This is a genomic window from Hydrocarboniphaga daqingensis (assembly GCF_900129825.1).
GTDB lineage: Bacteria > Pseudomonadota > Gammaproteobacteria > Nevskiales > Nevskiaceae > Hydrocarboniphaga > Hydrocarboniphaga daqingensis.
This window is the reverse complement of record NZ_FQWZ01000005.1, coordinates 152,233-178,581: the sequence shown is the minus strand read 5'-3', so window position 1 is coordinate 178,581 and position 26,349 is coordinate 152,233. Positions and strand designations below refer to the sequence as shown.

Annotated in this window: 19 protein-coding genes; 11 read left to right on the top strand and 8 right to left on the bottom strand. The window is 66.1% G+C overall.

Translation table 11 applies throughout. The features are described from left to right. Positions 1-80 precede the first annotated feature (80 nt). The 4 genes from BUB09_RS11400 (at position 81) to BUB09_RS11385 (ending at position 6,182) form a co-directional block, all read left to right on the top strand. A complete protein-coding gene (locus BUB09_RS11400; RefSeq protein WP_072897797.1) occupies positions 81-1,118 on the top strand; it encodes a medium chain dehydrogenase/reductase family protein in 1,038 nt (345 codons plus the stop codon). 141 nt (positions 1,119-1,259) lie between these two features. After that, complete coding sequence (locus BUB09_RS11395) at positions 1,260-4,742, top strand: response regulator (RefSeq protein WP_072897795.1); 3,483 nt, start codon at positions 1,260-1,262, stop codon at positions 4,740-4,742. A 13-nt stretch (positions 4,743-4,755) separates the two neighbouring features. After that, positions 4,756-5,604 (top strand): CheR family methyltransferase, encoded by an 849-nt coding sequence (locus tag BUB09_RS11390; protein ID WP_072897787.1) that lies wholly within the window; start codon positions 4,756-4,758, stop codon positions 5,602-5,604. Then, positions 5,601-6,182: a chemotaxis protein CheB gene (locus BUB09_RS11385; RefSeq protein WP_072897785.1), complete on the top strand. Its 582-nt coding sequence runs from the start codon at positions 5,601-5,603 to the stop codon at positions 6,180-6,182. The genes BUB09_RS11390 and BUB09_RS11385 overlap by 4 nt, the downstream gene beginning before the upstream one ends. A gap of 28 nt (positions 6,183-6,210) precedes the next feature. On the opposite strand, the gene BUB09_RS11380 is transcribed toward BUB09_RS11385, so the two are convergent. Continuing rightward, positions 6,211-9,321 carry an error-prone DNA polymerase gene (locus BUB09_RS11380; RefSeq protein WP_072897783.1) on the bottom strand — a complete coding sequence of 1,037 codons (3,111 nt, stop codon included), beginning with the start codon at positions 9,319-9,321 and terminating at the stop codon, positions 6,211-6,213. Positions 9,322-9,406: 85 nt separating this feature from the next. Here BUB09_RS11380 and BUB09_RS11375 point away from each other — a divergent pair, with 85 nt between their 5' ends. Next, positions 9,407-9,964: a peroxiredoxin gene (locus BUB09_RS11375; RefSeq protein ID WP_217650292.1), complete on the top strand. Its 558-nt coding sequence runs from the start codon at positions 9,407-9,409 to the stop codon at positions 9,962-9,964. A gap of 15 nt (positions 9,965-9,979) precedes the next feature. On the opposite strand, the gene BUB09_RS11370 is transcribed toward BUB09_RS11375, so the two are convergent. Together BUB09_RS11370 and imuA are read right to left on the bottom strand one after the other, a co-directional pair. Then, the gene (locus BUB09_RS11370; RefSeq protein WP_072897781.1) at positions 9,980-11,425 is read right to left on the bottom strand and encodes a Y-family DNA polymerase; all 1,446 of its coding nucleotides are present in this window, start codon (positions 11,423-11,425) and stop codon (positions 9,980-9,982) included. Next, positions 11,422-12,051, bottom strand: a complete 630-nt coding sequence (gene imuA / locus BUB09_RS11365) for a translesion DNA synthesis-associated protein ImuA (RefSeq protein WP_072897779.1) — start codon at positions 12,049-12,051, stop codon at positions 11,422-11,424. Before imuA ends, BUB09_RS11370 begins: the two co-directional genes overlap by 4 nt. 201 nt (positions 12,052-12,252) lie before the next feature. Here imuA and BUB09_RS11360 point away from each other — a divergent pair, with 201 nt between their 5' ends. Continuing rightward, entirely contained in the window at positions 12,253-13,431 is a 1,179-nt protein-coding gene (locus BUB09_RS11360) for an MFS transporter (protein ID WP_072897777.1), read from the top strand. 145 nt (positions 13,432-13,576) lie between these two features. Beyond that, positions 13,577-15,982: a sensor domain-containing phosphodiesterase gene (locus BUB09_RS11355; RefSeq protein ID WP_072897776.1), complete on the top strand. Its 2,406-nt coding sequence runs from the start codon at positions 13,577-13,579 to the stop codon at positions 15,980-15,982. Here BUB09_RS11355 and BUB09_RS11350 read toward each other — a convergent pair. The 4 genes from BUB09_RS11350 to BUB09_RS11335 all read right to left on the bottom strand — a co-directional run bounded on the left by BUB09_RS11350 (position 15,979) and on the right by BUB09_RS11335 (position 20,752). Continuing rightward, positions 15,979-18,225, bottom strand: a complete 2,247-nt coding sequence (locus tag BUB09_RS11350) for a beta-glucosidase family protein (RefSeq protein ID WP_084083373.1) — start codon at positions 18,223-18,225, stop codon at positions 15,979-15,981. The two genes, BUB09_RS11355 and BUB09_RS11350, sit on opposite strands and share 4 nt — an antisense overlap. A 90-nt stretch (positions 18,226-18,315) precedes the next feature. Next, a complete protein-coding gene (locus BUB09_RS11345) occupies positions 18,316-18,945 on the bottom strand; it encodes an alpha-ketoglutarate-dependent dioxygenase AlkB family protein (protein ID WP_084083372.1) in 630 nt (209 codons plus the stop codon). 22 nt (positions 18,946-18,967) lie between these two features. Beyond that, positions 18,968-19,828: an alpha/beta fold hydrolase gene (locus BUB09_RS11340; RefSeq protein ID WP_072897774.1), complete on the bottom strand. Its 861-nt coding sequence runs from the start codon at positions 19,826-19,828 to the stop codon at positions 18,968-18,970. Positions 19,829-19,867: 39 nt separating this feature from the next. After that, the gene (locus BUB09_RS11335; RefSeq protein ID WP_072897772.1) at positions 19,868-20,752 is read right to left on the bottom strand and encodes a LysR family transcriptional regulator; all 885 of its coding nucleotides are present in this window, start codon (positions 20,750-20,752) and stop codon (positions 19,868-19,870) included. Positions 20,753-20,874: 122 nt separating this feature from the next. Between BUB09_RS11335 and leuC the strand changes: the two genes are divergently transcribed. The 4 genes from leuC to asd all read left to right on the top strand — a co-directional run bounded on the left by leuC (position 20,875) and on the right by asd (position 25,327). After that, entirely contained in the window at positions 20,875-22,287 is a 1,413-nt protein-coding gene (gene leuC, locus BUB09_RS11330; RefSeq protein WP_072897771.1) for a 3-isopropylmalate dehydratase large subunit, read from the top strand. Continuing rightward, positions 22,287-22,934: a 3-isopropylmalate dehydratase small subunit gene (leuD, locus tag BUB09_RS11325; RefSeq protein WP_072897769.1), complete on the top strand. Its 648-nt coding sequence runs from the start codon at positions 22,287-22,289 to the stop codon at positions 22,932-22,934. The genes leuC and leuD overlap by 1 nt, the downstream gene beginning before the upstream one ends. Positions 22,935-22,983: 49 nt before the next feature. Continuing rightward, positions 22,984-24,060, top strand: coding sequence for a 3-isopropylmalate dehydrogenase (gene leuB / locus BUB09_RS11320; RefSeq protein WP_072897767.1), 1,077 nt, complete (start codon positions 22,984-22,986; stop codon positions 24,058-24,060). 151 nt (positions 24,061-24,211) lie between these two features. Further along, entirely contained in the window at positions 24,212-25,327 is a 1,116-nt protein-coding gene (gene asd, locus BUB09_RS11315; RefSeq protein ID WP_072897765.1) for an aspartate-semialdehyde dehydrogenase, read from the top strand. 67 nt (positions 25,328-25,394) lie between these two features. Here asd and BUB09_RS11310 read toward each other — a convergent pair whose 3' ends face one another. Further along, positions 25,395-26,165, bottom strand: coding sequence for a DUF6683 family protein (locus BUB09_RS11310; protein WP_072897763.1), 771 nt, complete (start codon positions 26,163-26,165; stop codon positions 25,395-25,397). Between the last annotated feature and the right edge of the window lie 184 nt (positions 26,166-26,349).

Sequence of the window (26,349 nt, the reverse complement as noted above, 5' to 3'; positions counted from 1 at the left end):
TGCTTTGGGCTCGTCTACATGCGTCAGGCGCGGACTCCGCACTGTGGCAGGCTCAGGCCTGTCGACATCAAGAGTTCGCCATGCCGTACCGCCGCATCGTACTTGCCGCTCATGGCGGCCCCGAACAACTGCATTGGGTCACCGAGCCGCTGTTGCCCACGCCAGGCCCGGGCGAGGTGCGCGTCCGCGTGCTCGCGGCCGGCACCGGCTTCACCGATACGATCATTCGTCGTGGCCGCTATCCGGGCGTCAAGCAGAAGCCGCCGCTGACGCCGGGGTATGACATCGTCGGGGTCGTTGATGCGGTCGGCCCGGGGGTTGATCGCTGGCGCGTCGGCCAGCGCGTCGCCGACATGCCGATCATCGGGGGCTACTCCGAATACCTGCTGCGACCGGCCGCGTCGCTGGTCGCGGTGCCCGATGACTGCGATCCGGCCGAGGCGGTCTGTTTGCCGCTGTCGTTCGTCACGGCCTGGCAGATGCTGACGCGCGTGGCCAAGCTGAGAGCCGGGCAGAGCGTGCTGATCCATGGCGCATCGGGCGCCACCGGGACGGCGCTGCTGGTGCTGGGTCGTCATCTGGGTCTGCGTCTGATCGGCACCTGCAGCGCATCGAAAGCCGGACTGTTGCGCGAGCATGGCTGCGAGGTGATCGACTACCGGCGTGAGGACATCGCCGCGCGCGTTGCCGAACTGACCGGCAACGGCGTCGATGCGGTGTTCGACGCCATCGGCGGACGACATTGGGACTTGTCGATGCGCTGCCTTCGGCCAGGAGGACTGCTGGTCGGCTATGGCGCGCAAAACATCGCCCGCGGCGATGAGCCGCTGATGCCCGTGCTACTCGGATTCGCCAAGCTGATGCTGTTGTGGAAACTGCTGCCGACCGGCGGACGGCGGACGGCGTTCTACAACATCCAGACGCTGCGGCAGCAGCAGCCCGGCTGGTACGCCGACGATCTTGGCCACCTGCTCGACCTGTTGCGCCAAGGCCTGATCCAGCCGGTGGTCGCCGGGCGACTGCCGCTGTCGCAAGCCGCCGACGTGCATCGCCGGATCGACGCCGGTGAGGTCAGCGGCAAACTGGTGCTGGAGCCGTTCGGTACGGGACACCCCTGACCGGCCAAGCCCGGCGCGGGATCGCTGGGCTATCATCCAGACCATTGCGCAGTCCTAGGGCATCAGGCCCTTCGGCTGCGGCGCTGTGATGCCGACAGCGTGCTGCAAACCCGACGAACACATGATCGAAAGGATTCATTCATGAGTCAGAACACCCCGTTGTCGTCGGGCGGTCGAGCGGGGCCGCGCACATCGCGCTTACTGCCGCCGATGACGATGATCGGCTTCGTCATCGCGATCCTCGCCGTCGTGCTGATCGGTTCAGTGTCTTACCAGTCGGCCGAAAGCGCCGCCCAAGCGACCCAGAGCGTCACCCGCACGCTCGATGTCACTCAACGAATGCAGTTGGTGCTGTCACGGGTCAAGGATGCTGAAACCAGTCAGCGTGGCTTTCTGCTGACCGGCGACGAGAGCTATCTGGTTCCCTACAACAGCGCGCAAGCGATGCTGCCCGCCGAACTGGCGGCGCTCAAGACGATCATCCGCGATGATCCCGAGCAACGCCGCCGCTTCGATATCGTCGAGCAGCTGTCGGGCGAGAAGATGGAGGAGATGGCCAAGACCGTCGAACGTCGTCGCGCTGGCGACGTGAAGAGTGCCCTCGACGTGGTGGCCAGCAATCGCGGCAAGACCTCGATGGATCTGATCCGCTCGATCATCGCCGAGATGCAGACCGAAGAGCGGCGTCAGCTGGCACTGCATCAACAGCAATGGCGCGATGCAGCGCAGTTCTCCACGACGTTCACCTGGGCCAGCTCGGCGTTGCTGCTGTTGCTGATCCTGGGTGCGGCGAGTCTGACATCCCGCGACTTCGTCCATCGCGAAGCGCAGGGCTGGGTTCGTGTCGGGCAGATGGGGCTCAGCACCCGTATCCAGGGCGAGCAGCGTCTCGATCAACTCGGCAGCCAAGTGCTGGATTATCTCGCTGGGTATCTCGGCGCGCAGGTCGGTGCCCTGTACCTGGCCGAGTCAGGCGCGCGGTATCAGCGCATCGCCGGCTATGCGCTTCCGCCGGACTCCGCGCTCGATCAGTGGCGCGACGGTGAAGGCTTGCTCGGCCAAGCCGCGCGCGACCGCCGCGCGGTACACATACGGGCGGTTCCCGCCGGTTATCTGCGCGTGCAGTCAGCCACCGGTCATGCCGACGCACGCGAACTCGTGATTGCGCCGGCCATCGTCGACGGACGCATACAGGCGGTCATCGAACTCGGTTTCTTTCGGCACATCACCGCGACCGATCTGGAGCTGCTCGACCGCGTATCGGAGATGCTCGCCATCGCGGTCCGCTCGTCTCACGATCGCAGCCGCCTCGAGGCACTGCTGGAGGAAACCCAGCGCCTGGCTGAAGAGCTACAGACGCAACAGGAGGAGCTGCGCGTCAGCAACGAGGAGCTGGAAGAGCAGGGCAATGCGCTCAAGCAGTCTCAGGCTCAACTCGAAGCACAACAAGCCGAACTGGAGCAAACCAACTCCCAGCTGGAAGAGCAGATGCAACTGCTGGAGACGCAGCGCGATGATCTGGCACGCGCGCAGTCGACGTTGGCGGATAAAGCGGCCGAGCTGGAGCGGTCGAACCAATACAAGAGCGAGTTCCTGGCCAACATGAGTCACGAGCTGCGCACGCCGCTGAACTCGACGCTGATCCTGGCCGGCCTGCTGGCCGACAACAAAGCCGGGAATCTCAGCGATCAGCAGGTCAAATTCGCCCAGACGATTTTCTCGGCCGGCAACGACCTGCTGGCCTTGATCAACGACATCCTCGACTTGTCGAAGATCGAATCGGGCAAAGTCGAGATCGCGCCCGAGACGGTACTGGTGGCTCGTACCATCGACACGCTGATCAAGACGTTCGACCCTGTCGCTCAACAAAAGAAGCTACGCCTGGTCGCGCATGTCGACGCTGCGACGCCCGACAGCTTGCACACCGACCCGCAGCGCCTCGGTCAGATCCTGAAGAATCTGCTGTCGAACGCGCTCAAGTTCACCGATCAGGGTGAAGTGTCGGTGCACGTGGCACCGAACCCCGACGGCGGGCTGTTGTTCGCGGTACGCGATACCGGCATCGGCATCGCCGAGCACCAGCAGCAGATCATCTTCGAAGCCTTTCGTCAGGCCGATGGCAGTACGCACCGCAAGTACGGCGGCACCGGCCTGGGGCTGTCGATATCGCGTGACCTGGCGCGGCTGCTTGGCGGCGACCTGAGCGTGGACAGTGCGCCGGGGCAGGGCAGTACCTTCACGCTGATGCTGCCCCTGCAATGTCCTGTGCAAGGCGACGCCGATGTCGCACCTGCCCGCGTCGACGAACGGCCGACGCTGAGCGCGGTCAGTGCCCGACCCGAGGCGGGCGCCTCGCGTGCTGCGAGCCAAGCCGTCACCAGCACCCTGCTCAAGCCGCCGTCGATCGAAGACGATCGCGCACATCTGGTACCCGACGCGCGCCTGATTCTGGCGATTGAGGACGATCTGCGCTTCTCGGCGATCCTGCGTGATCTGGTCCATGAGATGGGCTTCCAGTTCGTCGCCACGCATTCGGCCAATGACGGTGTCGCAGCGGCCGTTCAGTACCGGCCGAGCGCGATCCTGCTCGACATGAACCTGCCCGATCACAGCGGCTTGGGCGTGCTCGACCTGCTCAAACACAACCCCAAGACCCGGCATATTCCCGTCCATGTGCTGTCAGTGGCCGATTACTCGCAGGAGGCGCTGGAACGGGGTGCGATCGGCTACGCACTCAAGCCGGTCAAGCGAGAGCAGCTAGTCGATGCGATCCGACGTCTCGAAGCCAAGTTTTCGCAGTCACTGCGACGCGTACTGGTCGTGGAAGACGATGAGCGCCAGCGCGAGAGCATCACGCAGTTGCTGGCCGGCGGCGATGTGCAGATCAACGCCGTGGCCACAGCTGGCGAGGCGCTGGATCAGCTCAAGGCGCACACCTACGACTGCATGGTCGTCGACCTGAATCTGCCCGATCTGAGCGGCTATGAGTTCCTCGAGAAAATGGCCAGTCAGCACGAGGTGTCGTTCCCGCCGGTGATTGTCTATACCGGTCGCTCTCTGACCCGCGACGAGGAGCAGCAGCTGCGACGCTTCTCGAAGTCGATCATCATCAAGGATGCGCGCTCGCCAGAGCGACTGCTGGACGAAGTGACGCTGTTCATCCATCAAGTCGAGTCGCGTTTGCCGGCCGAGCGTCAGCGCATGCTCAAGGAAGTGCGCGACCGCGACGCCACGCTTGAAGGCCGCCGCATCCTGATTGTCGAAGACGATGTCCGCAACGTGTTCGCGCTGACCAGCGTGCTCGAGCCCAAAGGCGCGACGATCGAGATTGCGCGCAATGGCCAAGAGGCCCTCGATGCGCTGGCAGCCAGTCGCAGTCCCACAGCGCGACCGATCGACTTGGTACTGATGGACATCATGATGCCGGAGATGGACGGCATCACGGCGATGCGTCAGATCCGCAAGCAAGTCGAATGGACCAAGCTGCCGATCATCGCACTGACCGCCAAGGCGATGAAGGATGACCAGGAGAAGTGCCTCGCCGCCGGCGCCAACGACTACATCGCCAAGCCGCTGGACGTTGAAAAGCTGCTGTCGTTGGTCCGCGTCTGGATGCCCAAGTGATGCGGACGCCCGCATGAGCGCCAGCGAGCTGCAGGATTTCGACATCGAGCTGCAACTGCTGATCGATGCGATCTATTTAAAGTACCACTACGACTTTCGTGGCTACGCGCAAGCCTCGCTGCGACGTCGCATGCGAGCGGCCCTGCTGCGCTTCAACTGCAGCTCGCTGTCGCAACTGCAGGATCGTGTGCTGCGCGAGCCGGCGATGCTGACGGCGATGATGGATTTCCTGACGGTGCAGGTCAGCGACATGTTTCGTGACCCGGCCTACTATCAGGCGCTGCGCCGGCACGTGGTGCCGATGCTGCGGACATATCCGTCGCTGAAAATCTGGATTGCCGGCTGCAGTACCGGGGAGGAAGCGTATTCGATGGCGATTCTGCTGCGCGAGGAGGGGCTGCTCGACCGCACGCTGATCTACGCCACCGACATCAACGGACAGGCACTGCAGAAAGCCGAGGCCGGGATCTATGATCTGGACCGGATCGCCGGCTTCACCGAGAACCATCGTCGGTCCGGTGGCAGTAGTTCGCTTTCGGACTACTACATGGCGGCGTATGGCCGCGCTGTTTTCGACAAGTCGCTACGACGCAACATCGTGTTTTCGGACCATAGCCTGGCCACCGACAGCGTGTTCGCCGAAGTGCAGCTGGTGTCGTGTCGCAACGTGCTGATCTACTTCAACCGCAGCCTGCAGGACCGGGCGATCGGCTTGTTTCGCGATGCGCTGTGCCGCAAGGGCTTTCTCGGCATCGGTGCCAAGGAGTCCTTGCGTTTCTCTGATCACTCGAATGACTTCGTCGATGTCGATCGCGAGTATCGCTTGTATCAGAAGAAAGACCGTGCCGGAGACGGCCTGTGAACCGGTACGAGTCGCTCGAAGGTCGCATCGACGCCGTGGTGATCGGTGCATCGGCCGGCGGCATCGAAGCGCTGACCCAGTTGCTGCCGCAATTGCCGGCGTCATCGAAGCTGACGGTGTTGGTCGTGCTGCATGTGCCACGCGACCGGCCCAGCTTGCTGGTCGATATCTTTCGACCGCGCTGTCGCTTGCACGTCGCCGAGTCGCAGGACAAGGATCCGATACAGCCCGGCACGGTCTACTTCGCGCCACCGGACTACCACTTGATGGTCGACATTGGACCGCAGATCGCGTTGTCGGCCGACGAGCTGGTCAATTTCTCGCGCCCGTCGATCGATGTGTTGTTCGAATCAGCAGCGGATCTGTACCAGCGTCGCGTTCTTGGCATCGTGCTGTCGGGCGGCAATCACGATGGTGCGGCTGGACTGCAGGCGATCGTCCGCGCTGGCGGTCTGGCGGTGGTGCAGTCGCCTGATCAGGCGGCCGTCGACATCATGCCGAGAGCGGCGATTGCCGCCGGGTCGGTCGACTACGTGCTGCCACTGGATCAGATCGCTGAATTGCTGGCCGCACTGTGAGCTGGACCGCAGGCGGGGGCTGACGTGCTCATCGGAAGTCGCGCGATAGCGCCGGCAGGTCGGCGTACCAGCCGGTGATGTCGATGATCTTTTCGACCATCAAATGGACGATGCTGCCGCTGCGCTGCACTTCGCCGGCCACGATCATGATGCGCGCACCGAGTACGACGTCGCGGTTGTTCTCGATGTAGCGTGGACGCACGATCAGATTCACCGAGCCCGATTCGTCTTCGATGGTCATGAACATCACGCCTTTTGCCGAAGGGGGCCGCTGGCGGAACATCACCATGCCGGCAACGCGCACGTGCTCGCGGTCTGCCATCTGCAGCAACTCGGTGGCGGTACTGACCTTGCGTGCCGCCAATCGTTCGCGGAACAGCGACAAGGGATGCTGTCGCAACGACAGCCCGGTGCTGTGGTAATCGTCGAGTACGTCTTCAGCGGTGCTCGGCGGCAGCAGATCGGCAGGTGGTTCCTCGGCACGCGGCATCGACAACGCCGTGTCCGGCGTCTGCGCCGCGATCGCCCAGCGCGCCGCATGGCGATTGCCAGCCAACGACTGCAGGGCACCGGCATCGGCCAGTACGCGCAAGTCGCGGCGCGTCAGCCGCGCGCGCCGCGCCAGATCGTCGACGCTGGCAAACGGCTGCGTGCCGCGCACCGCGGTGATCGTGTCGCCCGCCTCCCGTGACAGCCCGGACACTTGCAGCAAGCCGAGCCGGATCGCCGGCTGGCCGTCGACGTCGCGCGGCTCTAGAGTGCAATACCAGTGGCTGTGCTGGACGTCGATCGGCCGCACGTCGACATCGCAGCGGCGCGCTTCGGCCACCAGCATCGACGGCGGATAGAAGCCCATCGGCTGGCTGTTGAGCAGGCCGGCCGTGAACGCGGCCGGGTGATGGCACTTGAGCCAGGCCGATGCATAGGCCAGCAGCGCAAAGCTTGCCGAATGGGACTCCGGGAAGCCGTAGGAACCAAAGCCCAGAATCCGGTGATAGATCTGCTCGGCGAATTCGCGCGTGTAGCCGTTGCCGAGCATGCCATCGACCAGCCGGTCATGAAAATGCGTCAGGCCACCGTGCCGCTTCCATGCGGCCATCGACCGACGCATCTGGTCGGCTTCGCCGGGTGTGAAGCAGGCGGCCTTGATCGCGATCTGCATCACTTGTTCCTGGAAGATCGGCACGCCCAGCGTGCGGCCCAAGATGGATTCGAGCTGCGGCGGATGGTCAGGCGCCTCTTCACCGTTGCGACGCCGCAGATACGGGTGAACCATGCCGCCGGTGATCGGGCCCGGCCGCACGATCGCGATCTGGACGACCAGATCGTAGAACGTCTGCGGACGCAGCCGCGGCAGCATGTTCTGCTGTGCGCGCGACTCGATCTGGAAGACGCCGACCGTGCGCGCTTCGCGGATCATCTGATACGTCGCCGGGTCTTCCGGCGGGATCGTCGCCAGCGAGTAGTCGTCGTCGGGATTGAAGTTGCGCATCAAGCCGAGCGTGCGGCGGATCGCCGTCAGCATGCCCAGCGCCAGCACATCGACCTTGAGCAAGCCCAGGCTTTCGAGATCGTCCTTGTCCCACTGGATCACCTGGCGGTCGGGCATTGCCGCGTTTTCGATCGGCACCAGTTCGTCGAGCGTGCGCTCGGCGATCACGAAGCCGCCGACATGCTGCGACAGATGCCGCGGAAAGCCGGTCAGCGTCTGCGTCAACGTCACCCATTGCCGCATCCGCGGCGCCTGCGGGTCGAAGCCCTGTTCGACCAGGCGCGGGTCCAGCTCGCCGGCCTGATCCCACCAGGCCAGTGTCTTGCTCAGGCGCGCGATGTCCTCTTCTTCCATGCCCAGCGCGCGGCCGACGTCGCGCAGCGCCGAGCGTACGCGGTAGCAGATCACCGTCGCGGCGATCGCGCAGCGATGACGGCCGTACTTGTTGAACACGTACTGGATGATTTCTTCGCGGCGTTCGTGTTCGAAGTCGACGTCGATGTCGGGCGGCTCGTTACGCTCCTTGGACAGGAAGCGCTCGAACAGCAGATTTTCGTTCTCGGGTCGCACTGAGGTCACGCCGATCGCATAACAGACTGCCGAATTGGCGGCGCTGCCGCGGCCCTGGCACAAGATGCCGATCGAGCGCGCATGACGGACGATGTCTTCCACGGTCAGGAAGAACGGCTCGTAGCGCAGCTCGGCGATCAGCGTCAGTTCCTTGTCGATCTGCCGGCGTACGTCGTCGGGTACGCCATCGGGCCAGCGCCAGCGTAAGCCGGCTTCGGTCAGATGACGCAGATGCGTGGTGGGCGTCTCGCCCGGCGGCACCAGTTCCTGCGGATAGTCGTAGCGCAGTTGTGCCAGATCGAAGTGGCAGCGCCTCGCGATGGCGACCGCCTCGTCCAACATCGCCGGTGGATACAGCGATGCCAGCTCCTCGCGCTGGCGCAAGTGACGCTCGGCGTTGGGCAGCAGATCAAGCCCGCTATCGTGAACCGTTTTGCCAAGGCGTACGGCGGTCAGTACATCGTGCAGCGCCTTGCGCGACGGGTCGTGGAACAGCACGCCGCCAGCGGCCACGCAGCGCAGTCCGCTGGCTTGCGACAGCGACTGCAACCGGGCCATTCGTGGCTCGTCTTCTGCACAGCGGTGCTGGTGGACGGCGATCGCGCAGTCGGCCACTTGCGAGGCCAGCCACAGGCCGTCGTCAACCGAGGGCGCGGCATCGGGCAGCCACAGCGCGATGCACTCGCCGAGCTGATCGCAGTCGCGGCGCAGCAGCCGGTACTGTCCTTTGGGCGAGGTCTGCCGGCCGCGCGTGATCAGCCGGCTGATCTGCGCGTAAGCCGCCCGGCTCGGCGCCAGCAGCACGAATGACGGCCCGTCCTGCAGATGAAACTCGGCACCGACGATCAACTGCACCAGCGGCCGGTCGTCACCGCGTGCCGGCTGGTCTTTGCGCAGCCGGTTGATCGCCTCCCAGGCGCGCACGACGCCCGCCAGCGAGCATTCGTCGGTGATCGCGATCGCCTCGTAGCCGAGTTGATCCGCGCGCTCGATCAGTTCGTCGGCGTGCGAGGCCCCGCGCTGGAAGCTGAAATTGGAGCTGCAATGCAGCTCGGCATAGGCAGGCACGCGGCTCATCGGCGGATCTTCGCATCCCGGCCGGGCGCGGCGCCGTACAGTTTGACCATCACGTCGGTGTTGCTCGTTCTTTCAAGGAGTTCCCATGTCGCAACTGCGTTTGCAATCCCGTTGGCTCTTGGCCGCGTTCGCCGCGCTGGTGGCGATGCCGGTGCTCGCCAGCCTCAAGGTCGGGGCCGATGCCCCGGTGTTTACCGCGCAAGCCTCGCTGGCCGGCAAACCGTTCACGTTCTCGCTGGCCGACGAGCTGAAGAAAGGGCCGGTGGTGCTGTACTTCTACCCGGCGGCCTTCACATCGGGATGCAACATTGAAGCGCGCAAGTTCGCCGAGGCCACCGAGCAGTTCAAAGCGCTGGGCGCACAAGTCATTGGGGTGTCCAAGGATGATCTCGATACGCTGCACAAATTCTCGGTCAGCGAATGCGGCAGCAAATTCGCCGTTGCGGCGGATCCAGGCCTCAAAGTCGCCAAGTCCTACGACGCCACGCTGATGCTGTGGCCCGGTCATGCCGACCGCACCTCGTACGTGATCACGCCCGACGGCAAAGTGCTGTACGCCTATTCGGCGCTGGGTCCTGACGAACACGTGAGCAACACGCTCAAGGCGCTGAAGGCCTGGCGCGACGCGCATCCGCAAGGCTGAGCGCCGCGCGGGCTGCTAACGCCACAGCCCGTGCAGATACCAGTGCCCGTCGCGACGGTCCTGGTAGACCCATGACGTCGGCTCGCGGTAGTAGTCGCGGTCGATCGGCGCGTCGTCCCACCAACCGCTGCTGATCCGCTCCGCGGGCCCGCTGACCGGGCCACGCGGTGTCCAGCGCTGCGGTCGGCGCAGCAGCCACAGGGGTCGCGGTGGCAACGGCGTCGTCGGCGCCTGAGTGTCGCCATTGGGCATCCAACTGCGTTCAGGCCGATGATCGGCGTGCAAGCCGGGTTGCCACAGCGCCTCGTCGCCGAGCCGGGCGCGCAGGCGATCGACCAAGGCATTCCAGGCTTCGCCTTGTTGCTGCCCGTCATCGAACAACTGCGTCTGCGGTGACGGCGGCGTGATGAACTGGTCGGCGCGCAAACGCAGTTCGCTGGCGGCCGCCGTCGGCGGATGCGCATTCCAGCGCTCGCGCAGCAGTCGCAGAAACACGTCGGTGTCGTGCGTCGGGCTGGTGGTGCGCAACACGAAGTGCTCGCCTTCGGTGCGTCGCCGCGCCAGCGTTACGGTCAGCTGCGCGGCCATCACCTGGCGCGCCCGCAAATAGGCCTCGAACTCGTCGAACAAGCGCCGCAGCGGAAACAGCAGCGCCTGCCAGTCGTCGATCTCGGCATCGAGGTCCCAGCGCCGCCGGTATCGTGCCGGGGGCGTGAACCAAGGCCGTGGATCGGGCGCGCGTCCGAGCAGCCGCGCCAGCGCCAGCGGAAACTCGCGGCCGAGCCGTGCCGCCAGGCTTTTGGCATCGTGGCGCAGCACGTCGCCCAGGCTGGCGTGGCCGGTCCCGGCGAGCAGTTCCTGCGCCGGCAGCGGCCAGCGCAGCACGCCCAGCGGCAGCGGCGACAGCCGTGCCTCGAGCGTGTCGAGCGTCGTGACCGGCGTCAGTGCTGCACGCACGGCAACGGCGGCCGCTTCCAGCGTCGGCGCCACGCCGAGCCGATGACGGTAGACCTGCGTTGCCATCAGTGCGCCTGCGCGCTCGAGCAGGGCGTCGAGTCCACCGAACAGTTTCAGGCTCGGCGCGATGTCGACGGCCACGGCCTGGAACGGCCGATCGAACCAGCCGCGCGGCGCGTCGTCGATCAGCACGATGCGGTCGCTCAATGTGTAGGCGAGGCAGCCGATCGCCTGCAGCGCCGCGGCTTCGGCCGCACGGTCGCGCGGCAGCACGCGCAGGTCCGAATAGCGCGCTTGCACGCTGCCGAGCGCTTCGCCAGTGCCGATCTTCGGATGATTGCCGGCCACGACCCAGCGGCGCGCACCGTGCTGGGCGTAGACGACGCAGTGGGCGCCGTCACTGTCCGCCTCGCCAGGCGCGGCGCGTGGTAGCGCCAGCGCTTCCAGCGGCAATGCCGGAAGCTCGATGCACAGCCACAGCGGGCCGCTGCGCAGGTCGCTCACGGCATCACCAGCGACACGCTGTGGCCGACGCGGCCGCCGCGCGACTTGAGGATTTCGACTTGCGTGCCATGAGCATCGGCTTGCAGCGCCAGGCGCAGCGCGGCAACCGATGGCTGCTGACGCGCGGCCAGAGGCCGCAGCAACAGCCCGACGGCGCCGCCGGCATCACCGTTGTGCTCGGCTGCCAATTGCAATCGACGCTGTACACGTTCATCGGCCATTGCCAGCCAGCCGGCCACGGCGCCGACCGCCGGGCAACGCAGCAACTGCTCCAGTGTCCAGATGATGTCGGCGGCCTGGTTCGCATCGACGACCCAGCACTGCGCCAGGTCCACGCCGGCCGCCCGTAGCGCTGGCGCATACGGGATGTGCGGCGGTGCGACCAGCGCGACGCGACGGCCGGCCTGGGTCATCCGCGCCAGCAGCGGCACGATCAAGCCCAGTTCGCCGACGCCGGGACGCGGCACGATCAGCTCGCTGAGCGCGCCGCGAGGCCAGCCATTGCCGGGCAGCAGGCGGTCCAGTGCGGCATGGCCGGTCGGTTCTGCCGCGATGGCAGCCGGCCGCGTCCCGACCCAGAGGTCGCGGCGTTGCAACAGGTGCTCGGGCAGGATGCGGCTGGGCATGGCGGGTGCAGCGGGGATGGGTCGATACGTTAGCGCCGTCGGCGCGCGCCGGGAACCCGCTTTCGTCGAACTCCGCCGAAGCCTTGGATTCGCATCAGGATTCAGGTCAAAGTACTTGAAGGTATTGATTTTGTTGGCTGCGCGGCCAATGGCCTGAGCGACACTTCGGGTACAGTGCGCGGCTTGCCTCCGTTGCTTCTCATGACGCCTCTCAACGCCCGACTCGCCGGCTTCTACTTCTGCTACTACGGCACCGTCGGCGCTTTCATGGCGTACTGGACGCCGTATCTGCTGGCGCGTGGATTGAGCGCGACCCAGGTCGGCGTCGCGTTCGGCTTGATGGGTGTGTCGCGCGCCACGGTTCCCGTGCTGTGGGGCTGGTGGGCCGACCGCCGCGGCGAGCGCATGGTGATGATCCGCCTGGCGGCATTGGCCAGCCTGCTGATCTTCGCGGCGATTCCGCTGGTGCAGACGGTCCCGGCGGTGATGGCGCTGATGCTGGCCTACACCTTGTTTTGGAATGCGCTGCTGCCGCAGTTCGAAGTCGTGGCACTGAACCATTTGCGCGATGGTGGCGGCGAATATTCGCGCGTGCGGCTGTGGGGTTCGGTGGGCTTCGTCGGCGCCGTGCTGGCGGTCGGCCCGCTGCTCGACGCGATCGGCATCCAATGGGAGCCGTGGCTGGTGGCGGTGCTGTTTGCCGGCATGGCCGTGGCGGCCTGGGCCGTGCCCGAACATCGGAGCGCGGCGCCGCTACGCCGCGCCGGTGAGTCAGCCGGCGCCACGGACGCGGCGACGCCGTCGCTGACCGCGGTGCTGCGCCAGCCGGCCGTGATCGCGCTGCTGCTGGTGTGCTTCTGCTCGCAGCTGAGCTATGCGCCGTACTACAACTTCTTCACGGTGTTCCTGGAACGACACGGCTATTCGCGCAGTTTGGCCGGGCAGTTGTGGGCGCTGGCGGTGATCGCCGAGATCGTGTTGTTCGCGCTCGGCACGCGGCTGCTGTCGACCGTTGGCGCGCGCCGCTTGATGAGCTTTGCGCTGCTGACCACGGTGCTGCGCTGGCTGGCGATCGGCTTGGGTGTCGACTCGCTGCTGGTGCTGCTGCTGGCCCAGTTGCTGCACGCCAGCAGCTTTGCCTGTTATCACTTGGTGGCGATGTACTACGTGCAGACGCTGTTTCCACCCGCGCTGCACGGCCGCGGCCAAGCGCTCTACAACTCGGCCTCGTACGGCATCGGCGGCTCGATCGGCTCGGTCGCGTCCGGCTGGCTTTGGGATGCGGCGTCCCCGGAAGCCTTGTTCCTGCTGGCGGCGCTGGTCGGGGCCGTGGGAACGCTGATTGCGTGGCGGTATCTGCCGCGCTCGCCCGGCGCGTAACTCGATAGCGCATGCGACAATTCATCCATTGCCAACCTCGTTGCGTACCGCTACAACGATGCGGCCGCCAACGGTGTTGCGTGCTCGCTTCACGGGCATCCCTGTTTTCGACAACGCTCAACCTGCCGGCCCTCGAGGAGCGCCCTTGCGAACCAAGCTGAAACCCGACCGCAGCCGTCCGATCATCGGGCTGAGCCTGGCGGCGTTGTTCAGCGCAGTATTCGCGACGCTTGAACTGGCGGCTCTGGGCGAAACCGGCATTGCCAGCCTGCTGAGCCCGATCTCGGGCGTGGTGTTCGTCGTCGCGCTCTGTCTGGGACCGCGTGGCGTCATCGCCTCTGTCATCGGTCTGAGCCTGGGCTATCTGCAGTCGTCCTATCTGGGTTGGCCAGTGCAATACCAATCGCCAGTGAGCCCGATGTCGGCGGCGATGGTGATTAGCGGGCAAGCGCTGCAAGGACAATTGCAGTCGCTGCTCTATCGACGATTGCAGCGTCGCTCCGGCACCCGCTTCAATCCGCTGATCGGGCTGTTGCTGGTGGCGCCGCTGAGCTGCGTCGTCAGCGCATCGATCACCACGTGGGTATTGCACTTCGAACAGGGCTTGCCCGGCATCACGCCGCTGCGCTTCTGGGTCGTAACCTACGTCGGCTCGATGCTGGGCGTCACGGTGATTTATCCGCTGGCTTGGCTGCTCGAACGGCGCTTGCGCAACACCAGCAGCCGCTACCGTTCGCCGGGAATGATCGCCACTGCGGCGGTGGTCGCGGCCGGCACTTGGGCGCTGGCCGCGCTGCTGGTCTACAACGCCATCCAGCTTGAACGCAGCGGGGTGCGCGAACGCTTCGCCATCGCGGCACGGCATATCGCCGACGAAGCCGAAGACATCGATCTGATGGCGATCGGCCTGCGCGCGGTTGCGGCGCCCACCGGCATCGACGAGGCGGCATTTCAGGAAGTGGCGGCGACGATGTTGGCGCGGGACGCCAGCCTGGACGCGATGGCGCTGGTCGTTTTCGCGCCCGGTGGAAGCGGCGGCTGGGTCGTCGATGCTGCCGTGCCGGCTTCATCGGCGACACGAATGGTCGGCTTGACGCTCGGCCGCGACACGGGGCTGGGACTGCAGGTGGTCGCAGGCAGTAATGAGCCCCGCGTGCAGATCGTCAGTGGCAACGCGGTGCTGCAGAAGGCCGGTAGCCATGACGACCCTTACCTGATCTGGCTGATACCGATGCCACGTCGGGCACAGTGGCCGCCGCAGTATGTGCTCGTGATGCAAAAGCCCGAGTCGCTGCTGCGCCAGGCCATCGAAGACGCCTCTGGCCTGCCGAGTGGCGCCTGGGTCCAGTTGCTCGATGTCAGCGCGATCTCGTCGCGCCGGCTGCTGTATACCGGCGACGCCAGCGGCAGTCGGATCGCGGAAACTCGTGAGCGCGCCGCCTTTGCCGCCGGCGAGGTCTACTGGCAGCAGAAGATCACGCTGGCCGGGCATCCGCTCGAACTGCGGCTCGGGATTCCGACGGCGACGGCCTACTCGTTTTCGCTGCAGTGGTGGTTCGTGCAGGTCATGGTGCAGTTGCTCGGCGCTGCGTTGGCCGCGGCGATCGTGCTGGCCGGCGATCGGCGTGAAACCTTGCGCGACATGGACCGGCAAGTGGCGGTGCTGAGTCGCCGTTACCTGCATCTTGAGCGCTCGACGATGCATCCTTCATCGGCGGCGATCGCCGCGCCGCGTTCGGCTGCCGCGTCGACGCAGCACGACGCCGCGCTGCTGCGCGCGTTTGAGCGCGGCGAATTCCGACAGTTCTACGAGCCGGTGGTCAATCTCGCCGACGGTCGCATCGTCGGCTTCGAGTCACTGCTGCGCTGGCCGGAGGCGGTGTTCGACATCAACATCCCGGAGATCGTCAGCTGGGCGGAGCGTACGCAGCACGTCCATGCATTGACGCTGGGCGCAGTGAGCGAAGCGGTCAAGCTGGTTGAAAGCTGGGCGGGCTTGCGCGGTGATCTGACCACGCCGTGGATTTCGATCAACGTGTCGCCTGACGACGTCTGCGACATGGAGTTCATCGATCGGCTGCAGCTGATGTTCCAGCATCATCCGCTGGCGCGGCGTCGGATCAAGCTCGAGATCACCGAAGGCGTTCTGGTTCGCGATTTCCGTGGTGTGGCGCAGCGTTTGCGCGGCATGCGCGATCAGGGCATCGGCATCGCTCTGGACGATTTCGGCACGGGTTACTCATCGCTTAGCTACTTGCATCAACTGCCGGTGGATTCGATCAAGATCGACCGCAGCTTCGTCTGCAATCTCGATCGCGACCCTCGCGTGCGCGAGATCGTGCAGACAACGGTCGAACTCGCACACCGGCTCAAGCTCGACGTCGTGGCCGAGGGCGTGGAACACGCCAGCACGGCGCGCTATCTGCGCGATATCGGCTGCGGATCAGCCCAAGGCTGGCTATACGCCAAGGCGCAGTCGGCGACGACGATTTGCGACTGGGTGCGTCGCGACCGTCATTTTCCCTGGCCGATGGCCGAAATCGGCGCCTAGCAGCCGCCGACCTGCCAATCGGCGCCGTCGCGCCGCAGCACTCGGGTCTGCAGCGGCAAATCGCGCGACGAAGCGCCCGCTTCAACGCGATAGCAACCATCGGCGATCCGCCAGCTGCCGCTAGCGACGTCCCAGTACGACAGCGCGCGGGCGTCCAGTGCCAGCGACACACGGCGCGATTCGCCGGGTTGCAGCCACAGCTTGTCGAATCCTTTGAGCACGCGCGGCGGCTGTGGAATGTCGTCTGCTGGCGAGGGCAGGCCCAGATACAGCTGCGGTACGGCCCAGCCGGCGCGCGTGCCGCTGTTGCGGACGCTGAAACGGGCGTCGATCCGGTCGCCGGCGCTGCCGACATCGATCTGAAGTCCGCTGTAATCGAAGCGTGCGTAAGACAGTCCATGACCAAATGGATAGGCGGGCTCCACACCCTGTGCGTCGTGCCAGCGATAGCCGGTCAGCAGGCCTTCTGAGTGCAGCACTTGGTTGGCAACGCCCGGATAGCGCAACGGGTTGGCGGCTGTTGCGGTGTCGGTCTCGGCAACCGGAAAGCTGCTTGGCAGGCGTCCGCCCGGATCGGTGTCGCCCCAGAGCACACGCACCAGTGCAGCGCCGGATTCCTGGCCTGGATACCAGGCCACCAGCAGCGCGCCGATGCGCTCGCGCCACGGCGTCAGCACGGGCGCGGCAACCTGCAGGATCACCACGGTGTTCGGGTTGGCGGCGGCGACGGCGTCGATCAGCCGGTCTTGCGCGCTGCTGCCGAGCAGCGGGCAGTCCAGAGACAGGCAGCGCTTGTCGACGCCTTCGGATGCGTTGTCGGCTGCAAACAGCAGCACGATGTCGGCATCGGCGGCCAGCGCCACTGCATCATCACGCGACTCGCCGCTGGCATAGCGCACCGTGCCGGCGCTGCCGACGCGCGCGGTTATCGCGTCCAGCGGCGTGACGAAGGTAAACGGCATCACGGCCGACGAGCCGCCGCCGTTGGGCAGCCGCGTTGCGGACTCTCCGATGACCGCGATCCGTGGTGTCCGCTGCAGGTCCAGCGGCAGCAGTGCACGCTGATTGTGCAGCAGCACCATCGCCTGTTCGGCCGCATCGCGTGCCACCTCGGCATGCGCATCCTGGTCGATGCGGGTGTCATCGGCGACGAAGTCGGCTCGGTCGAAGAAGCCGAAGCGCAGCAGCGTGCGCAGGATGTTGCCGACGCGGGTGTCGATCAGCGCTTCATCGATCAAGCCGCTGCGCACTTGCAGTTCCAGCAGCAGCGGCGTGTAGAACGTGCCGATCGGCATCTCGATCTCCAGCCCGTTGCGCACGCTCAGCACGGTGTCCTTGACCGCCAGGTAGTAGTCCGACACGACAAAGCCGTCAAAGCCCCACTCGTCGCGCAGCACGCGTTGCAGCAGCGCTGCGCTGGCGCAGGTCGGCGCACCGTTGACCGCGTGATAGGCACACATCATCGACCCGGCGTCGCCGTCGCGGACGGCGCTCTCGAACGGCGGCAGGTACAGCTCGCGCAGCGTGCGCTCGTCGATGATCGCGTTGACCAACTGCCGGCCGCCGATCAGCGCGGTGATCGGTGGCACGCCGATCTGTCCTTCCTGCGTGTACGCGGCAAAGTGCTTGACGTTGGCGATCACGCCTTGCGACTGCGCGCCGATGACCCACGGCGCCGCCAGCTGGCTGCTCAGATACGGGTCTTCACCGAAGGTCTCGAACGCACGACCCGACAGCGGCGTGCGCATCACGTCGACGGTCGGGCCGTGCAGCAGATCGTTGCCCTTGTTGCGGACCTCGTCGGCGATCGTGGCGCCGATGCGCTCAGCCAGTGCGGGGTTGAAGCTGGCGCCGAGTGCCATCGGCGACGGCATCGCGGTGGCCCGTCCTTCGCGCGGGCCAACCGGCCCATCGGACATGAACAAGGTCGGGATGCCGAGTTCGGCGATGCCGTCGACGACGCCGGTCGCCGGCATGCCGTTGATGACGCTGGTCGGGTTGTCGCCGGCCATCAGCGCGATCTTCTGCGACAGCGTCATCGCGTCCAACAGCAAGGCCGTGCGTTGTGCGGCATCGAGCCGGGTGTCGCACCAGGGGCGCTGTTGCAGGTCGGCGCCGCAGCGGCTGGCCCCCAGGCCCGGCGGTGGCGCCACTGAAGGCCCCTGCGGACTGGCCGCACCGCTGCAGGCGGCCAGCCACAGGCTGCCGGCGACGACACTGTAGGTCGCTATGATCCTTCGCATCAGCGTTCTCCCCGTTGTTATGGCGGTGATGCTGCCGACCGGGGCCGGCGCCGGCCTCGTGCGTCCCGACGAGGTCGGCGGCAATGGCGCTTACGGCGCAGTGGGTCGCGGCAGCGGTGGCGAAGGCGAGGCGGGTGCGCGTGGCCGCACGCGAAACGCGATGCTGATGCGTGGAAGCAGCGCAGCGCTCTGTTTGGGAATGCCGTGCAGATACTGCAGTTGCGAGGCATAGCTCATCGTCAGCAGGCTGCCCGCCTGCAGGTCGATGTCGATGCGGTGGCGCGGCGGCTGCTGGCGGCTGATCCGCATCGTCCGCGTCGCGCCCAGCGACAGCAATACGATCGGATAGCCCGGCATCAGGTCTTCGAGCCGGTCGTGATGCGGGGCGACGCTGTCCTGGCCGTCGCGGTAGTAGTTCAGGCCCAGGCTGGTGAAGGCCACGCCACTGGCCTGCTCGACGCTGCGTAGCGCGACTTTGAGAATCGGGTGCAGCGCCGGATCGTCATGACGGTAGTGCGCCATCAAGCGCGGTACGTCGACTTCGCGCTCGTACATCATCCGGCGCTGGTGCTGCCATGGAATCTGGTCGCGCAGCCGCTCGAACCATCGCTGCGCTTGTGCGGCGTCGAGCCAGCCCGGCCGATAGACCACGCCGCCCTGATCATCTTGGATCAGCGTTTGTGGGCCGCTGTCGAACAGTGCCAACGGGTCCGGCGCCATCACCGCGTCGAGGGGCGGTTGCTCAGACCGGCTGCGCCATGCGGCGCACGATCGCGGCGACGTCGTCGGTCCGCTCCAGATGGGCGTGATGGCCGCAGCCGGGCAGTCGCGTCAGGCGCGCGTCGCGCAGCGCTTGGCAGTAGCGGTCGGCGCCGCCAACCGGCGCCATGCGGTCCGCCTCGCCCCAGATGATCTCGACCGGCATCTGCACCCGGTCCAGCGACAGCGGCTGCTGCAGCTCCCCACCGATCAAACGCAGCGATTCCATGTGCCGGCCGATGCGCTCGGCCGTGTAGTGGCGCAGGTAATCGTCGTAGACCGAGGCGTCGACCCGGTCGGGCTCAGCCAGGCAGGTGCGCTTGAAACTTTTCAGGAACTCGGCGCGTTGCTGCGCGGCGTCGAGCGGCTCGCCGAGGCGGCTGGCGCTCGGCGCCAGCGAGCCGTTGCGCACCAGCATCTTCTGCCAGGCCGGCAGCTCCAGCGGCGCCGGGCCGATGACGATGCAGCCGGGGATCGCCCGCGACGCCGCGTCGGCCTGGTGGAGTGCCATCAGCAGCGCGCGGCCGCCGAGCGACTGACCCACCGGCAGCAGCCGGCCGCGTCCGGCGAACTGCTGTAACGCCGCCGCGACCGTGGCGACGAACTGCGGTAGCTGCGGGCCGGGCTGCAGGTCGCCGGCGGCGCCGAAGCTCGGCAGGTCGAATGCCACGATCCGCGCCGGCAGGTCGTCGAGCGCGGCGATCAGCGGCTTCCAGGTATCGGCGCTATCAGCCCAGCCGTGGATCAGCAGCAGCGTCAGCGCATCGTCGCCAGGGCGCTCCAGTACGCGGGTACGAACACCGCCGATCGTGGCGGTATGGGACAGCAGGGCAGAGACGGACATCGGATGGGTCAGGGACCGGGCGGGTGAACGGATAGCGCCTTATGCCACAGCCGCCGTGGCCGAGGCGATCAGCTCTTCGATCAGCGCGCGCGCCGGCGCCGACTGGGTGCGGCGCTGGTGCCAGACCACGCCCAGCTCCCGCTGCAGGCGGAAGCCTTCGACTTCGATCGCGCAGATGCTGTCGTCGAGCATCGACTGCGGCAGCACGCTCCAGCCCAAGCCGATCGCAGCCAGCATCTTCAGCGTTTCCAGGTAGTTGGTGGCCAGCCGCACGCGCGGCGCAACGCCGTGGCGCTGCAGGGCAGCGGTGACGATGCGGTGCGTGTAGGTGTCGCGGTCCGGCAGAACTGCCGGGTAGTCGGCCAGCAGCGGCAGGCTGATCGGGTGTCGCTGCGCCAACTCGTGCTCAGGCGCGACGACCACGGCCAGCGGGTCGGGCCAGATCCGGTGCTGCTCAAGATTCGGCAGCGGCGACAGCGGCAGCGTGACGATGCCCAGTTCCAGCTTGCCGGCCAGCACCGCATCGCAGGCGTCTTCGGAATCCATGAAGTGGATGTCCAGATCGACGTCGGGAAACTGCTGCGTGTAGCGCTTGAGCACCGGTGGCAGCCGGTGCAGCCCGATGTGATGGCTCGTGCCGATCGACAAGCGCCCGCGTATTTCGGCCGACAGCCGCGACACCGCGCGGCGCGCATCCTCGATCTCGTGCAGCACGCGCCGCGCATACGGCAGCAGCGCGATGCCGGCCTCGGTCAGCGTGATGCGCCGGCCGACGCGATCAAACAAGCTGCGGTGCAGTCGCGCCTCGAGCGCGGCAATGCGCTTGCTGATCGCCGGCTGGGTCAGATGCAGCCGCTCGGCAGCGGCCGAGAATGAGCCGCTATCGGCAACTTCGACGAAGGCGCTCAAGTCCTGGGTGTCGATGACGGGCTCCGGCTGGGGTTTCCAGATTCCAGTATGGAATGCTGGATATTCAAACGATTCATTGGAGTTATGGCAAGGCGCCGCCTAGACTGCGCGCCGTCTCTGACCCCTGCGAGCGTTCCATGTCGGCTACCCCGCGCACCCTGTACGACAAGATCTGGGATGAGCACGTCGTCCGCGACAGCGGCGACGGCGCCTGCCTGATCTACATCGACCGTCATCTGGTCCACGAAGTCACCAGTCCCCAGGCCTTCGACGGCCTGCGCCTGAACGGCCGCAAGCCGTGGAGCATCGCCGCCAACCTCGCGGTGGCCGACCACAACGTGCCGACCACCGACCGCGCTGGCGGCATCACCGATCCGATCTCGCGCACCCAGGTCGACGCGCTCGACAGCAACTGCGCCGAGTTCGGCATCACCGAGTTCCGCATGAACGATCGCCGCCAGGGCATCGTCCACGTGATCGGGCCGGAACAGGGCGCCACGCTGCCGGGCATGACCGTCGTCTGCGGCGACTCGCACACGTCGACGCACGGTGCCTTCGGAGCGCTGGCCTTTGGCATCGGCACCTCGGAAGTCGAGCATGTGCTGGCCACGCAGACGCTGGTCGCCAAAAAGAGCCGGACCTTGCGCATCGTGGTCCGTGGCCAAGTCGGGCCCGGCGTGACCGCCAAGGACATCGTGCTGGCGATCATCGGCCGCATCGGTACGGCCGGCGGCACCGGCTACGCGATCGAGTTCGCAGGCGAGGCGATCGCCGCGCTGTCGATGGAAGGCCGCATGACGGTCTGCAACATGGCCATCGAAGGTGGCGCGCGCGCCGGTCTGATCGCGGTCGACCAAACCACGATCGACTACTGCAAGGGCCGGCCGTATGCGCCCAAAGGCGAAACCTGGGACCGCGCCGTGGCGCACTGGCGCACGCTGCATTCGGACGACGGTGCGGTGTTCGACAGCGAAGTGGTGATCGACGCGCAATCGATCCAGCCGCAGGTCACCTGGGGCACGTCGCCCGAGATGGTGCTGCCGGTCACCGCCAGCGTTCCGGATCCGGCCAGCGTCGGCGATGCGGTGAAGCGCTCCGGCATGGAGAAGGCGCTGGCCTACATGGGCTTGCAGCCGAACCAGCCGATCGAATCGATCGCGATCGACAAGGTGTTCATCGGTAGTTGCACCAATTCGCGGATCGAGGATCTGCGCGCGGCGGCCAGCGTGGTCCGCGGCAAGCGCAAGGCCGCCAACGTCAAGCTCGCGCTGGTCGTGCCGGGCTCGGGTCTGGTCAAGGCCCAGGCTGAATCCGAAGGGCTGGACCGCATCTTCACCGACGCCGGTTTCGAGTGGCGCGAGCCCGGCTGCTCGATGTGCCTGGCGATGAACGCCGACCGCCTGGAGCCGGGTGAGCGCTGCGCGTCGACGTCCAACCGCAACTTCGAAGGTCGTCAGGGGCAGGGCGGCCGCACCCATCTGGTATCGCCGGCCATGGCCGCTGCCGCCGGCATCGCCGGTCACTTCGTCGACGTCCGGAGCTTCGTCTGATGCGCGCCTTCACCACCTTGACCGCCAAAGTCGCGCCGCTGGACCGGCCGAACGTCGACACCGACGCGATCATTCCCAAGCAGTATCTGAAGTCGATCAAGCGCACTGGCTTTGGCCAGTTCCTGTTCGACGACTGGCGCTATCTGGACGCCGGTGATCTGGATATCCCGGTCGCCTCGCGCCGTCCGAACCCGGACTTCGTGCTGAACCAGCCCGCTTACCGCGATGCGCAGATTCTGCTGAGCCGCGAAAACTTCGGCTGCGGCTCGTCGCGCGAGCATGCAGTCTGGGCGCTCGACGACTTCGGCTTCCGCGCGGTGATCGCGTCCAGCTTTGCCGACATCTTCTACAACAACAGCTTCAAGACCGGTTTTCTGCCGGTGGCGCTGACGGCTGACGTGATCGAAACGCTGTTCCGCGAACTCGCTGCCAACCCCGGCTATACGCTGACGATCGATCTGCCGGCACAGCGGGTGATCACGCCGGGTGGCCTTGCGCATGCGTTCGACATCGACGCCTTCCGCAAGGACTGCCTGATCCGTGGCCTCGACGAGATCGGCCTGACCCTGCAGCACGCCGATGCGATCCGCGCGTATGAAGCGCGTCGCCGCGAGCAGGCGCCCTGGCTGTTTACGAACCCTGTCTGATCGGCTCAAGCGCGCTGCCGCCGACACTGACGTCTACCGAAATCCCGATATGACCAAGAAAATTGCAATCCTCCCCGGCGACTACATCGGCATCGAAGTGATGGCCGAAGCGGTCAAGGTACTCGACCTGCTGCGCAGCGAAGGCGAGGCGATCGAATACGAATTCGGTGTGCTCGGCGGCGCGGCCTACGACGCCGAAGGTCATCCGTATCCGGCGTCGACGCAGAAGCTGGCACGCGAGGCCGACGCGATCCTGCTCGGTGCCGTCGGCGGCCCGAAGTACGACGCGCTGCCGCGCGAACTGCGCCCGGAGCGCGGCTTGCTCGGCATCCGCAAGGACCTCGGCCTGTTCGCCAACTTCCGTCCGGCACTGGCCTATGAGGAGCTGGCGGCGGCCTCGTCGCTGAAGCCGGAGGTCATCGCCGGCCTCGACCTGCTGATCCTGCGCGAACTGACCGGCGACATCTACTTCGGCCAGCCGCGCGGACGCCGCGTCAACGCCGCCGGCGTCGATGAGGGTTACGACACGATGCACTACGCGCGCGACGAAGTGGCGCGCATCGCCAAGCTCGGCTTCGAGGCGGCGCGCAAGCGCAGCAAGAAGCTGTGTTCGGTCGACAAGGAGAACGTGCTCGAAACTTCGCGTCTGTGGCGCGAAGTGGTGATCGAAGTCGGCAAGGACTATCCCGACGTCGAGTTGAGCCACATGTACGTCGACAACGCCGCGATGCAGCTGATTCGCCGGCCCAAGCAGTTCGACGTGATCGTTACCGGCAACATCTTCGGCGACATCCTGTCGGACGAAGCGTCGATGCTCGGTGGCTCGATCGGCATGCTGCCGTCGGCATCGCTCGACGTGAACGGCAAAGGCATGTACGAGCCGATCCACGGCAGCGCGCCGGACATCGCCGGCCAGAACAAGGCCAATCCGCTGGCGACGATCCTGTCGGTGGGCATGATGTTCAAGTACAGCTTCGACCGCAGCGATATCGCCGATCGTATCGATGCAGTGGTCAAGGCCGTGCTGAAGTCTGGCTATCGCACCGGTGATATCGCGCAAGCTGGCGAGAAGGTCATCGGCACGCGCGAAATGGGCGACGCGGTGATCGCCGCGCTGCGGCGCTAGCGTTTCCCCTCTCCCGCCGGGAGAGGGTGCCCCGAAGGGGCGGGTGAGGGCCTCGCAGTGTCGAGGTCAATCCATTCGCGAGCACCCTGATCCGGTGCTTCGCAATCCTTTCTCCTCAGGGAGAGGGATCACAACATTGCAGGGACTCGTCATGAAGAAAGTCGGATTGGTCGGTTGGCGCGGCATGGTGGGCAGTGTGCTGATGCAGCGCATGCAGCAGGAAAACGATTTTGCGTTGATCGACGCGCAGTTCTTCACGACGTCGAACGTCGGCGGCGCCGCGCCATCGTTCGGCGGCAAGTCGGGCGGCATCCTGCACGATGCCAACAGCATCGACGCGCTGCGCGCGATGGATGTGATCCTGACCTGCCAGGGTGGCGACTACACCAATGACGTCTACCCGCGGCTGCGCGCCAGCGGCTGGAACGGCTACTGGATCGACGCGGCGTCGGCGCTGCGGATGAAGTCCGACGCGATCATCGTGCTCGACCCGGTCAATCTCGATGTGATCAAGCGCGGTATCGACAGCGGCGTGCGCAACTACGTCGGCGGCAACTGCACCGTCAGCTTGATGCTGATGGCACTGGGCGCGCTGTATCGCGAAAACCTCGTCGAGTGGATGAGCGCGATGACCTACCAGGCCGCCAGCGGCGCCGGCGCGCAGAACATGCGCGAACTGATCGCGCAGATGGGCGCAACACATGCGGCCGTCGCCGGTCTTCTGGCCGACCCGGCCAGCAGCATCCTGGCGATCGACACGCAGGTGTCCGAGACGCTGCGATCCAGCGCCTTCCCGACCCAGCAGTTCGGCGTGCCGCTGGCAGGCAGCTTGATTCCATACATCGACAAGCAGCTCGACAACGGCCAGTCCAAGGAAGAGTGGAAGGGGCAGGCCGAAACCAACAAGATCCTCGGCCGCGAAGCCGACCCGGTGCCGGTCGACGGCTTGTGCGTGCGCATCGGCGCGATGCGCTGCCATTCGCAGGCGCTGACGATCAAGCTGCGTCGCGACGTGCCGATGGCCGACATCGAAGCGCTGATCAAGACCAGTAACGACTGGGTGCGCGTGGTGCCCAATGACCGGGACGCCAGCATGCGCGAGCTGACGCCGGCCGCCGTCAGCGGCTCGCTGCAGGTGCCGGTCGGCCGCTTGCGCAAGCTGAACATGGGGCCGGACTACTTGAGCGCCTTCACCTGCGGCGACCAGTTGCTGTGGGGTGCGGCTGAGCCGTTGCGGCGCATGCTGCGGATTCTGCTCGGCGCCTGAGTCTCAGCGGCACCGCTGCGAGTGGTCGCAGCAGTGCCGCTTCCGGACGGCTGGGCAAGGCGCTGATCTACTGGGTCGAGAAGCCGCGCCGGGTCAGCCTCAGGCGCTTCATGTCGAGGCCTTGCTCCAGCAGGGACTCGCGAACGGCGTTCTGAACCGCCAGGTAGCCGATCTGGTCGCCTTGGTCGCGAAGCTGCTGGCTGCCGTCATCGACGATCGTGCACATGATGCCGATCGACTCGGACACGCGCTGCTTCTCCGCATTGCTCATGAACAGCACCTCGGGGCTGTACTGCAGCGATTCGGCGATCTGGTCGCGCACCGCGCGATACAGCGCCGGCGGCGCGTCCTGCTCGTTGATGATTTCCCAACTGGTGACGTAGTACCAGGCCATCACATCGGCCAGATTGCGACTCGAGTAGCCGGTGCCCGACAGCACGCGATCGAAGCGCTGCCAGACGCGGCCGCTGGCCAGTAATTCGCGGATGTGACGTGTCTGCCCCGGGTCGGCGTCGACAACGCTGCTGGCGATCTGTTGGCCCAGCGTTCGGCTGATACCGGGGCTGGCGTAGTAATTCAGATCGGCGACGTAACGGGCCGGGCTGACGGCTTGATGACCCAGAACACTGCGGGTACCAGCGGCAAGGACCGGGCGGCCGATTTTGTCGAGCATGTTGTTGCGGAAGCCGGGCGAGGCAAACAGCGTCGACAGTTCCGAATGGCCGGGCCGATCGATGGGCTCCTGCGCGGCGGCCCGCAGCGGCGTGGCCATCGCCAGCAGCAGCGCGATCAACCAGCAGCGGATCGGCGGAGGTGTGTTGCGGTTTCGGCAATCCATGGCAGCAGCATAGGCAAGAGTGTTGCCAGTTCGATGTCAGCGGTGGCCTCCGCTGCGCAGAGGGCTTGTCCTACATGCGTAGCGATCCGCGTTGGTACGGTCTGAAACGAGCGTCTGCACCGTTGATCCCGTGCTGTCCGCCGCTGATACCAGGCGAGGTGCCCGGAGCCATCGTGCTTGGGGC

What these genes read in the sequence shown, in the direction of transcription:
- BUB09_RS11400 (WP_072897797.1), top strand. Translation starts at nt 81, where the DNA reads ATGCCGTACCGCCGCATCGTACTTGCCGCTCATGGCGGCCCCGAACAA.
- BUB09_RS11395 (WP_072897795.1), top strand. Translation starts at nt 1,260, where the DNA reads ATGAGTCAGAACACCCCGTTGTCGTCGGGCGGTCGAGCGGGGCCGCGC.
- BUB09_RS11390 (WP_072897787.1), top strand. Translation starts at nt 4,756, where the DNA reads ATGAGCGCCAGCGAGCTGCAGGATTTCGACATCGAGCTGCAACTGCTG.
- BUB09_RS11380 (WP_072897783.1), bottom strand. Translation starts at nt 9,321, where the DNA reads ATGAGCCGCGTGCCTGCCTATGCCGAGCTGCATTGCAGCTCCAATTTC.
- BUB09_RS11375 (WP_217650292.1), top strand. Translation starts at nt 9,407, where the DNA reads ATGTCGCAACTGCGTTTGCAATCCCGTTGGCTCTTGGCCGCGTTCGCC.
- imuA (WP_072897779.1), bottom strand. Translation starts at nt 12,051, where the DNA reads ATGCCCAGCCGCATCCTGCCCGAGCACCTGTTGCAACGCCGCGACCTC.
- BUB09_RS11360 (WP_072897777.1), top strand. Translation starts at nt 12,253, where the DNA reads ATGACGCCTCTCAACGCCCGACTCGCCGGCTTCTACTTCTGCTACTAC.
- BUB09_RS11350 (WP_084083373.1), bottom strand. Translation starts at nt 18,225, where the DNA reads ATGCGAAGGATCATAGCGACCTACAGTGTCGTCGCCGGCAGCCTGTGG.
- BUB09_RS11345 (WP_084083372.1), bottom strand. Translation starts at nt 18,945, where the DNA reads ATGGCGCCGGACCCGTTGGCACTGTTCGACAGCGGCCCACAAACGCTG.
- BUB09_RS11340 (WP_072897774.1), bottom strand. Translation starts at nt 19,828, where the DNA reads ATGTCCGTCTCTGCCCTGCTGTCCCATACCGCCACGATCGGCGGTGTT.
- leuC (WP_072897771.1), top strand. Translation starts at nt 20,875, where the DNA reads ATGTCGGCTACCCCGCGCACCCTGTACGACAAGATCTGGGATGAGCAC.
- leuD (WP_072897769.1), top strand. Translation starts at nt 22,287, where the DNA reads ATGCGCGCCTTCACCACCTTGACCGCCAAAGTCGCGCCGCTGGACCGG.
- leuB (WP_072897767.1), top strand. Translation starts at nt 22,984, where the DNA reads ATGACCAAGAAAATTGCAATCCTCCCCGGCGACTACATCGGCATCGAA.
- asd (WP_072897765.1), top strand. Translation starts at nt 24,212, where the DNA reads ATGAAGAAAGTCGGATTGGTCGGTTGGCGCGGCATGGTGGGCAGTGTG.
- BUB09_RS11310 (WP_072897763.1), bottom strand. Translation starts at nt 26,165, where the DNA reads ATGGATTGCCGAAACCGCAACACACCTCCGCCGATCCGCTGCTGGTTG.